The sequence below is a fragment of the Nakamurella sp. GG22 genome (assembly GCF_052976845.2).
In genome coordinates this window covers 20,458-29,483 of the sequence record NZ_JBRIIO020000048.1, presented here as the reverse complement: position 1 = coordinate 29,483, position 9,026 = coordinate 20,458, and the positions used below count along the sequence as shown (strand labels likewise).

Genomic DNA, 9,026 nt, shown 5'->3' with positions numbered 1-9,026 from the left:
CTCCGACTCAGCCCACGGTTGCCGAGTACCACGGACAAGCACGAATCGATGTTGTTGGCGCGCGAGAGGTCGGCCCGTCGGTGGCGCGGTACGCCGTGGCGGTGTTCGTCGGAGGTGCCGGGTGCGGTGGTGCGCCGCTCGTGGCGGCCCGGTCGGGGCGAGGCCGCGTTGCTCGACGGTGCGGTGCGGTCAGGGCGGTTGACCGGCCGGGGATACGACCGGGTGTTGCGGTTGGCGTTGACGGGGGCGGACCTGGCCGGTCGCGGGCAACCATCGGCGGCAGATGTCGCGGTGGCGTTGGCGTTGCGCTGCGGGGAGACACCATGAGCGGGGCGGGTTCTGATGTTGCGGTGGCGTTGGCAGGGTTGCTGCGGGTGTGCGAGCCGCCAAGTGCGGTGTTGTCGCTGTTCGCGCACCGGGTCGGTGCGGTTGGGGCGTGGGAGGCGGTGCTGGCACGTCGGGCGCCGCGGGCGGTGTTGTCGGCAACGGCGGCCCGGACGGCGAATGTGGCTGCGGGGGAGTTGATGTCGCGTGCGGAGCAGGATGTGGCGGTGGCAGCGCGGTGTGGGGCGCGGGTGATCGGCGAGACAGATGCTGAGTGGCCGACCAGCGCGGTGTCGGCGTTCGCCGGTGCGGTGGTCCGCGGGGTGCGGGGTGCGGGGCCGCCGTTCGCGTTGTATCTGCGGGGCCGCGCGCTGACCGGTCTACCCGGGCGTGGTGTGACGATGGTCGGTTCGCGGGCGAGCAGCGCGTACGGGCAGCGGGTCGCCGGGGAGATGGCGCACGAGTTGGCGTCCCGAGGTCTGTCGATCATTTCCGGTGCGGCGTTCGGGATCGACACGGCGGCGCACCGGGCGGCGTTGCAGGTGGCGAGGTCGGGTTCGGTGGGAAGCATTGCGCAGCCTGGGATGACGGTGGCGGTGTTGGCGTGTGGGATCGACCGGGCGTATCCGGAGGCGAACCGGAATTTGCTGGACGCGATCGCCGGGTGTGGGTCGGTGGTCAGTGAGTACCCGCCGGGGACGACGCCGGCGCGGCACCGGTTCCTGGTGCGGAACCGGCTGATCGCCGCGTTCGGTGCCGGGACGGTGGTGGTGGAGGCGGGTCGGCGGTCGGGGACGTTGAGCACCGCGGCGGCCGCCGAGCAACTGGGACGGTTGGTGATGGCGGTGCCGGGCCCGGTGACCTCGGCGATGTCGGTGGGGTGTCACCTGTTGCTGGCGGATCGGTTCGCGCAGTTGGTGACCAACGCCGGTGACGTCATGGCCGCGTTGGGCCGGGTCAGCCCGAACGGGGCCAGTCAGACCCGGGCGGAGCCGGTGCCGGGGTCGGACCCGCGGCACCCGACGGACGGGCTGGACCTGATCACCGCCCGGGTCTACGACGCGTTGCCGACACATGAGACCGCATCGGTGGAACAGTTGGTCACCGAATCCGGGCTGCTCCCTAACGAGGTGCTCGGCTCGCTGGCCGTGCTGGAACTGCACGGGATGAGCACCCGGGACGGTGCGCTGTGGCGGCGGATCCGACCAACCTGACTGCGAAGCAGGCACTGCTTCGCTGATGATCGTCAAAGGGTGCTGGAAACGAGCCTGCCATGGGCGTACGACGACTATTGGTAGGGGTCGGTGATGTCGCGTAGGGCGCTCAGTGTTGCGCGCAGATGTGCCACATTCTTGCGGCCCAGATGCTCGGTCCACTCGGCCTCGATCTCTGCGATGACTTCCGCGCCGACGGCGACGGCGTCCGCGCCACGGGTCGTGACCCGGATCAGCCGCGCCCTGGCGTCCGACGGATCCGGGACTCGTTCGACGTAGCCGGACTTCTCGAGTTGGTCGACAAGGAAGCCGGCCGTCTGCTTGGTGACCTGCGCGGCCTGCGCCAGTTCGGTAAGCCTCGTGCCATCGGGTCCGATTCTCTGGAAGACGCGTGCCTGCGCGATGGTCAGATCGACGAACCCGGCCGCTTGGATGGCCGCGAGAACGCGACTCTCTATGGCCCGGTACGGGATGAAGAGCAGCAGGCCGAGGTTGAGGTCGCCGCCGCCATCGCTTGTGGTCTGACGATTCTTCACCGCTTGCCCACCCCTTGCAGTCGTCAGAGAGCCGGACTATTATTCGTCAGATAACTGTACCAAACCGTGGGTGGGATCCTTCCGTTGCGTTGCCCGGAGGTTGGCATGGACGTCGAAACAATGTGGTTACGGATCGGGTCCGAACGTCGGAGCTTGGCCGACCTGCTCGAGCCGCTGACAGAGCAGCAGTGGGCGCATTCCTCGTTGTGCACGGGTTGGAGCGTCCGGGACGTGGCCGCACACATTGCGATGGTTCCGAACGCGCCGGGTGTGTTGCCGATGATTGCCGGGGCTGTTCGAGCCCGGGGCAATTTCAATCGGCTCAACCGCGATCTCGCAGTGCGGTACGCCGCTGACCCGGAGACCGACATCGTGCAGATCCTTCGGAGCACTGCCGACTCCCGCCGTCTGCCGGCTGTCACGAGCGTCGTCAATCTGTCATTCGACATCCTCGTTCACGGCCAGGACATCGCGATTCCGCTGGGATTGGACCGACCGATGCCGACCGACTCAGCTACTGCCGGTGCGGAGCGGGTCTGGACCATGGGCTGGCCGTTTTGGGCTCGCCGACGGTTGCGCGGCTACCGCCTGGTGGCCACCGATGCGGATTGGACCCGCGGTGCCGGGTCCGAGATCCGCGGCCCCGTAGGCATGTTGTTGCTCTTGCTGACCGGTCGAATGATCGCGCTGAGCCGACTGACCGGCCCGGGGACCGACATGCTGCGAGGACAGACCGGCTTCGCATCCACGGGCTGAAACGCAAGAGACCTGGGGACGACGAGCCCCAGGTTTCTTGCAGCGCGCTTGACGATGCACGAGCAGCCTGCTCGCGAACGCCCTTGCTTGCATCACGACAGCAAGGCGTCACGTGACGGCACGACTCTTCCAAGAGTGTCGCGGTCTGCCGAAGGTGACGCCCGCCAATCCTGTCGCGCACCACGGTGAGCAGGGCATAGTTCCCGGGACGCCATGACGCACAGTCGAACTGGAGCGGCGGCATGCGCAGGGAGCCCGTCGGAGTCGGCGAGCGAGTCGAGCGCGACGACGGCGGCCCATTGTCCGACCTGCAGGCTGTCGGCGGCGTCAACGGTGATGCCGCAGACGTCCCGCCCGCGGAGAAAGGCGTGGACGACGGATGCCTGCGCGTTGTGCAACACCACGACCGCGACGTCGTACCCGTTGAGTGGCCGCGTCGCGCCGCCGGTGGTGAGGGTGGCGCCGAGCAGGTCGTGCGCGCGGTCCGCGATCGCGGCGAGCATCCGGGGGTGGTTCGGGTCGCCGGTCGCGCGAACGAGCAGCGACTCGATCTCGCGGTGTCCGGCCAGGGCGGTGGCGGGGTGGACGAAGCGGAACGGAAAGTCGCACAGCGGCGCCATCGCCGCGACACGGGCCGGGCCGAGCCGAGCATGTCCGGGAACGACCTCACCGGGACCTTCACCGAGCAGAAGGGTGCGGTCCGGTCATTCGCGATGCTCCGTGACGCCGGCGCGGAGCGCACCAACGTGCTGGTCACCTCCGAACCCTTCTTGGGCAGCACGCCACGGGTGTTTGGCGGCCGCTGGGGGACCCGGTCCACCCGACCACCGCCCCGGACGCGCAACCGGGGTCGCGGCGGCAGGTGCCGCTCGACGTTGTCCTGGCCGGCGGAGAGTGACCGTCACGTGTGGTCGGGGCGATGGGGATCGACAGAACCAGTTTGGGGGGGAAGTCACTCTTGGAGAACGGCAAGCAAGTCGGCGAACACATCGTCGACTTCTCGGTCGGCGTTGCCGACAAAGAGGAGGACGACGCTGATCTGCCGGTCCGGGTCGACACCCAACTCGCTGGAGTAGCCAGGGATTGAGCCGCTGTGGCCCACCAGACGTTGAGTGGTGTCGCCGCGATTGTTGGTGAACACGCCGGTACCCAGCCCGTAGTCTCCGACGACCGGCGTGGTCATTTCCGCGACCCGGTCTACGGCCAGAAGGTGGCCGCCGTATAGGCGGTAGCCCCAGGCCGCGAGGGTCGGCGCGTCAGATGCCATACCGCCGGCGCCATCTGCGGCGGTGGCCCAGGCGCGGTTCGGCAGGAACTTCCCGTCTGACGGCACGTTGCCTTGGGTCGTGCCGTCGTTCGTTTGGCCGGGCATGGCTAGTGGTTCGGGGGGTCGTTCGGCGGCCTGTACGACGATCCGGGGTCCGAGGCTGGAAAGGACGTCCGCGCGCAGGGAAGCGGCCAAGGACCGGCCGGTGACGTGCTCAATAAGCTTGCCCAGCAGCAGGTAGTTGAAGTTGTTGTAGTCGAGCACCGGTCCTCCGGGTTCGGCGGATGGCTCGTTGACGAACTCCAGCACCTCGTCGGGTGTCCATGTTCGAGTCGGGCTGCCGCCCGCAATTTCCTCGAACCCCATGTTCGTTGTGTCGTTGCCAACGCCGCTGGTGTGCGAGAGGAGTTGCCGGATCGTCGGTCTGCGGGCCAGGAGCGGATGATGCAGGTACATAAAGGCAGGTGCATCCAGCTCGACCACACCCTTGTCGGCCAAATGCATCAGTTCGGCGGCGACTACGGTCTTGGTGATCGATGCAATGCCCATCATTGACTCCGGGACCATTACGGTGCCCTGGCCATCCGCGCCGGCGGCGCCCGCCCACGCTCCGTCAGGCGTTAGGACCGCTGCAGTTACACCGGCGATTCCCAAACTGCTTCTGCGCGTCATCGCGTTGTCCAGGACTCCTTGAAGGGCGAGCCTGGCCGCGTCCGGCAGGGGCGCGGTGGACGGTTCCGGGAAGGGAAGTTGGTCGGCCGCCACGCCCGGTGCCTGGCCGGTTGACTGTTCGAGGGTGGCAGGCGAGTGGATTGCTGCAGCCACGGTGGATCGGGACGCAACAGTCGAGCCCGGGGTGGCTGTGTCGGGGATACCGCTGCAGCCCGCAGACAAGAGGAGCAGCAGCCCGGTGCTCACGGCTGTCGCACGGAGCAGGTATCGACGCAATTTCCACCGCCAAGTCGCGCTCGATCGGTTCGCGGTCAGCGCACCTGAATAGCGTGGCGCAGATCAGCCGAGCTGTCTATTACTCAACGTAGCCTCATCTCGCGGTGTCGGACTCACGCCTGGATCCGAGCCGATCAGCCAGTTCGCGAGATAGTGGTCATCGCGCTGCTGGGAGTCAGTGTCCAGCCGCTGCGGACCGGGTGTCGACATGCCACGCTCATCGGTCGCAGTCGCCCGCGCCCGTGTCCCACGGTTGCTCTCGGCGATGCCGGCGAAGTCAATGACCTGTCGCACGAAGCGGTTCGCTAAGCGTCGAAACCTGTGTCGGGCCGACGCCAGAATCACGGCAACCAGAATCGGCGCGCACGGCCAAACAAGAGGCTTGGTTCCAACGTAACGTTTGCGCCTTGGCCGGTACTCGGTCCAGAGTTCAGACGCCACCGGCCGCGCCCGTCTCCAAGATCGGGAGGAATGCCGGGTCGTGGACCCAGCTCAGCCGAATGGAATCAGGTAGAGATCGCGCTGGGAAAGCGTGTGACGAAGTCGAGGACATGTACCCACATCGGCCGGACGGAAATCCGTGCCATGGGCGCGCCACGGAGCGGTGCAACCCACGCCTCCCCGAGTTCGTCTCCCATGTACCGCCGCGCTGCGGCCTCGTACTCCGGTGCAAGGTCGTCGAGTATCTCGACCCGGGCCCTGCCGCGGATCAATAGGGCCTTGTAGGGCCAGGCACGCTCGTCGTCGATTGTGATGGCGACGTCCGGACGGTCCGCGAGCACGAGGAGCTTCGGCGCCCGCAAAGGAGTGCCCATGATGATCACCTCGCCCGCGCAATGGAACCAGATCGGGACGACTCGCGGGGTGCCGTCCGTCCAGGTGTAGGCCAGCCGGGCCACCTGCGTCGAGCGGAGCAACTCGCGAGCGACCGGATCGTCGAGGAGGGTGATGTCGGACCGTTCAGTAGTCATGGTCGACTCCATTCCACGATGCGTCCTGCGCTGACCGGGGTGGCTCAACTGTCCCGCGCACGCGGGCCTTCGTCCAGAGGTATGGACGGACAATCTGCTCGGGCTACTTCTCTCGGAAGATTGCAGTCAGCCTGGGTCTGCAACCGCTTCACGCCACGCTCGGGTCCGCAACGACTTTGCTCACAGACTTCTCGACGCATTGGAGGGTGCGACTTCGGTGCTTACGCGCATCGGTGGAGCCACGATTAATGCCTGCGGAGACAACTGGTTTCCTTCAAGATCGATGGCCAACACCGGTTGGTGGCAGCCTTCTGCAATCGACCTCAGTACGCGAGCGTTCGGTAATCGTCGATGAGCTGGCCTTCACCGCACCCCAGGAGCCAGGCACTTACTACTTCCACCTCGATCTCTCCTTTCCCAACGGCAGTGCCACCTATGTATTCGCGCTGGACGTCACCCAGCCAGAGCACGATAGGGCTAAGCCCTTTTGTGAGCGCCGGGTTAGACGGCCTGAGCTGCGGGTGGGAACTGCTCTTCGAATGTACCAAGCTATTGCATCGTCCTCACCGCGCGCTTTCCAAGTCGCTGAATGCTCGTTTCGGAGAAGTCGCCACTTGCCATTACCAGCACGATTTGTTCGGAGTGATAGGTGGAGACAGTCGTCTATGGAAACAACTGAGACTAGGACTGAGACTGCGAGAGGCTGACGCGCGTGAACCAAGCGGCCCCGAGTGATGATCCTGGCCACTACAGTCACCAGTCGCTTGACATGCCTTACTGGGTGCTTTGGAACGAGGCTGTCCGTATGTCGAATCTCGTTGACTGCGAGTGGCTCCGCGGATCGCCGGCTTACGCCCCAATCAGCGGGCTGCGTCGTACGTCTCGTCGGACCCTGGAGTTGGACATCGCTGGGGTCTTCGATGACGTGGGGCAGGGTGTCACCCGGTTCCGTCCTGGGGACGATGTGTACGGCGACAACTTTGCGCTAAAAGCCGGTTTCGCCGCGCTTGCACTCGCGGGCGGACGGGCGGACGGGCGGACGGATGAAGATTCACATCCAACACGTCTTCACGCTCGACGAAGTGCCCGCCGCCCTCCCTCGTGTCGGCGGGGGGCGCGCACTCGGGAAGGTCGTCGTCGGTGTCGCGTGCGGCGGCGGAACAGCAGGCCGCTGCGCGCCCGGGCCCGACCAGCCTCGCCATCCCCTGCATTAGCTGACTACCGGGCGGCGCTTGATCGGTTGGCTCCCTCCAATAATCGATCATTATGCGAGTTGGCGTGGCATCAGCGAGGTGGCGTGGACAACCGGTTTCCGGCCCGCATTGGGGGCTCCGTCCGTCACCGATGCCGCGGGCCGGCTGTGCTGGCAGGGGCGGCGGCAACATCCGCCGGAATCGTCACGTGATGGGTTTCAGACGCCTGGCGCTGTGGTCCCCCAGGTCTGATGGCAAGACCAGTCGAAGTCGAGGCGCCGAGAGCCGGGCACGGGCTTTGTGAGCGCTGCCTGTCCCATCGCCGCCGTGTGGTGCCGGGTCAGCCGGTGAGGGTCGGGACTAGTCGTTCGACGATCAATTGTTGAAACAGTTCACCGGGTTCGGGGTGATCGGGGACGTTCGTGGAGGACACCGCGACAACCAGGTCGAGGTCGGGTATCACTTCGATGACCTGGCCGGCATAGCCGCCGGCACCAAAGCTCGGGTGACCGTTCGGAGAATCGATCCACCACTGGTAGCCGTAGCCGACCGGGCCGTCTGGACCCTCCTCCGCGGTCACGTGGCTGCGGGTGGAGTCCCGGACCCACTGGGCGGGCACGAGTTGTCGCCCGTTCCACCGGCCCTCCTGCAGATACAGCCGACCCAGTTGGATCATGTCCGGGGAGGTGATCTTCAGGTCTGAAAAGCCGAGGTGCAGGCCTTGCGGATCGGTGGACCAGCCGAACCCCGGCCGGGCGTCGTACTCCGACAGGTCCGGCACCAAGACAACCGGCTCGTCCGCCGGATGGGTGGAGATACCGAGCGGGTCGAACAACTTGGCCCTGGCATAGTCCAGGACCGACATGTTGGTCGCCCGAACCAGGATCGCCGACAGCAGATGAGAACCCGGGCTCGAATACACAAATCCTTCCCCCGGTGGCTGCCACAGGTCCGTCGACACCGTGAGCGCCGTCCAATCGACTCCCGGGTGGTATCGCGGCGTCCGCTCGTCCGCTGCCAGGCCACCGGTCATCGTCAACACCTGCTCGAGGGTGACCTGGCCGACGCCGGGCGCCATCTGACGCGCGTACTGGGGCAGCAGCTCGGACAGCGTTGCGTCGACGGAGCGGATCCGGCCCTCGCCGATCGCGATGCCCACCAGCATCGACATCACACTCTTGGTCACCGAGTACCCGTTGTGTGCAACCGCCGGGCCGGAGTCGACGCCGTAATGGGAGACCAGGTCCTGCCCGCCAACGTTCACCACGATGCTCTGGATCACCCTGTCGAACCGGCCACCGCCATACAGACTGAGGAACTCCCCGACCTGCCGCTGCAGCTCCGCCGCTATCTCCACCGCAGAGACAGCTGATGCGGCCCCTGACCCTGATGCCGCCGACGCAGAAGAACCCGTCACATTGGCCTGCTGCCCCGTACAACCCTGGGCCAGGACGAGCGCACAACCAGCAACCGCGAGAGTGAATACGCCGGATCGCCGCGGACCCTGACCAATCATTTGTCACCTCCCTAAAGCGGAGCACCGGTGCGTCGTCACCAGGGGCTTTGAATGCCCCTCAGAGCAACTCCGAGGTGTCATCAAGCACCGGCCGACTGGTCACGACGGCATGGCACTTAAACGGCTTCACCGGACGTTGGAGACCTCAAATGTCATCCATCGAGCGCCCCTGATCCGAACACGGCATGAGACTATTAAGTTGTACTCTACCTAGCCTTGTCGGCTCGGACAAGGCACCCGGTGCAACCCGCGTCGCCGCTATCGAGTGCGATCGCCGCGTCGGCGAGCTCAACGGGTGACC

The 9,026-nt window shown here is 66.2% G+C and carries 8 protein-coding genes; 3 read left to right on the top strand and 5 right to left on the bottom strand.

Annotated features, from left to right (window positions below):
* Nucleotides 1–327, top strand: a 327-nt coding sequence (locus tag ACVBEQ_RS26650) for a magnesium chelatase subunit ChlI family protein (protein ID WP_447156433.1), incomplete at its 5' end; no start/stop codon positions are given.
* Nucleotides 324–1,538 carry a DNA-processing protein DprA gene (locus ACVBEQ_RS26645; protein ID WP_447156432.1) on the top strand — a complete coding sequence of 405 codons (1,215 nt, stop codon included), beginning with the start codon at nt 324–326 and terminating at the stop codon, nt 1,536–1,538. The genes ACVBEQ_RS26650 and ACVBEQ_RS26645, both read left to right, overlap by 4 nt.
* A 74-nt stretch (nt 1,539–1,612) precedes the next feature.
* On the opposite strand, the gene ACVBEQ_RS26640 is transcribed toward ACVBEQ_RS26645, so the two are convergent.
* Nucleotides 1,613–2,074 carry a MarR family winged helix-turn-helix transcriptional regulator gene (locus ACVBEQ_RS26640; RefSeq protein ID WP_447156431.1) on the bottom strand — a complete coding sequence of 154 codons (462 nt, stop codon included), beginning with the start codon at nt 2,072–2,074 and terminating at the stop codon, nt 1,613–1,615.
* Nucleotides 2,075–2,179: 105 nt separating this feature from the next.
* On the opposite strand from ACVBEQ_RS26640, the gene ACVBEQ_RS26635 reads away from it, so the two are divergent.
* On the top strand, nt 2,180–2,830 hold the full coding sequence (locus tag ACVBEQ_RS26635) for a maleylpyruvate isomerase family mycothiol-dependent enzyme (protein WP_447156430.1): 651 nt from the start codon (nt 2,180–2,182) through the stop codon (nt 2,828–2,830).
* Between the two features lie 92 nt (nt 2,831–2,922).
* Here ACVBEQ_RS26635 and ACVBEQ_RS26630 read toward each other — a convergent pair whose 3' ends face one another.
* The 4 genes from ACVBEQ_RS26630 to ACVBEQ_RS26615 form a co-directional block, all read right to left on the bottom strand.
* Entirely contained in the window at nt 2,923–3,450 is a 528-nt protein-coding gene (locus tag ACVBEQ_RS26630; RefSeq protein ID WP_447156429.1) for a hypothetical protein, read from the bottom strand.
* A 332-nt stretch (nt 3,451–3,782) separates the two neighbouring features.
* Nucleotides 3,783–4,922: a serine hydrolase domain-containing protein gene (locus tag ACVBEQ_RS26625; protein WP_447156428.1), complete on the bottom strand. Its 1,140-nt coding sequence runs from the start codon at nt 4,920–4,922 to the stop codon at nt 3,783–3,785.
* A 629-nt stretch (nt 4,923–5,551) separates the two neighbouring features.
* On the bottom strand, nt 5,552–6,016 hold the full coding sequence (locus tag ACVBEQ_RS26620; protein WP_447156427.1) for a pyridoxamine 5'-phosphate oxidase family protein: 465 nt from the start codon (nt 6,014–6,016) through the stop codon (nt 5,552–5,554).
* A gap of 1,533 nt (nt 6,017–7,549) precedes the next feature.
* Nucleotides 7,550–8,626 (bottom strand): serine hydrolase domain-containing protein, encoded by a 1,077-nt coding sequence (locus ACVBEQ_RS26615; protein WP_447156426.1) that lies wholly within the window; start codon nt 8,624–8,626, stop codon nt 7,550–7,552.
* Between the last annotated feature and the right edge of the window lie 400 nt (nt 8,627–9,026).

Bases quoted from the DNA above. Each gene is read 5' to 3' on its own strand.
- ACVBEQ_RS26645 (WP_447156432.1), top strand. From the start codon at position 324: ATGAGCGGGGCGGGTTCTGATGTTGCGGTGGCGTTGGCAGGGTTGCTG.
- ACVBEQ_RS26630 (WP_447156429.1), bottom strand. From the start codon at position 3,450: ATGGCGCCGCTGTGCGACTTTCCGTTCCGCTTCGTCCACCCCGCCACC.
- ACVBEQ_RS26620 (WP_447156427.1), bottom strand. From the start codon at position 6,016: ATGACTACTGAACGGTCCGACATCACCCTCCTCGACGATCCGGTCGCT.
- ACVBEQ_RS26635 (WP_447156430.1), top strand. From the start codon at position 2,180: ATGGACGTCGAAACAATGTGGTTACGGATCGGGTCCGAACGTCGGAGC.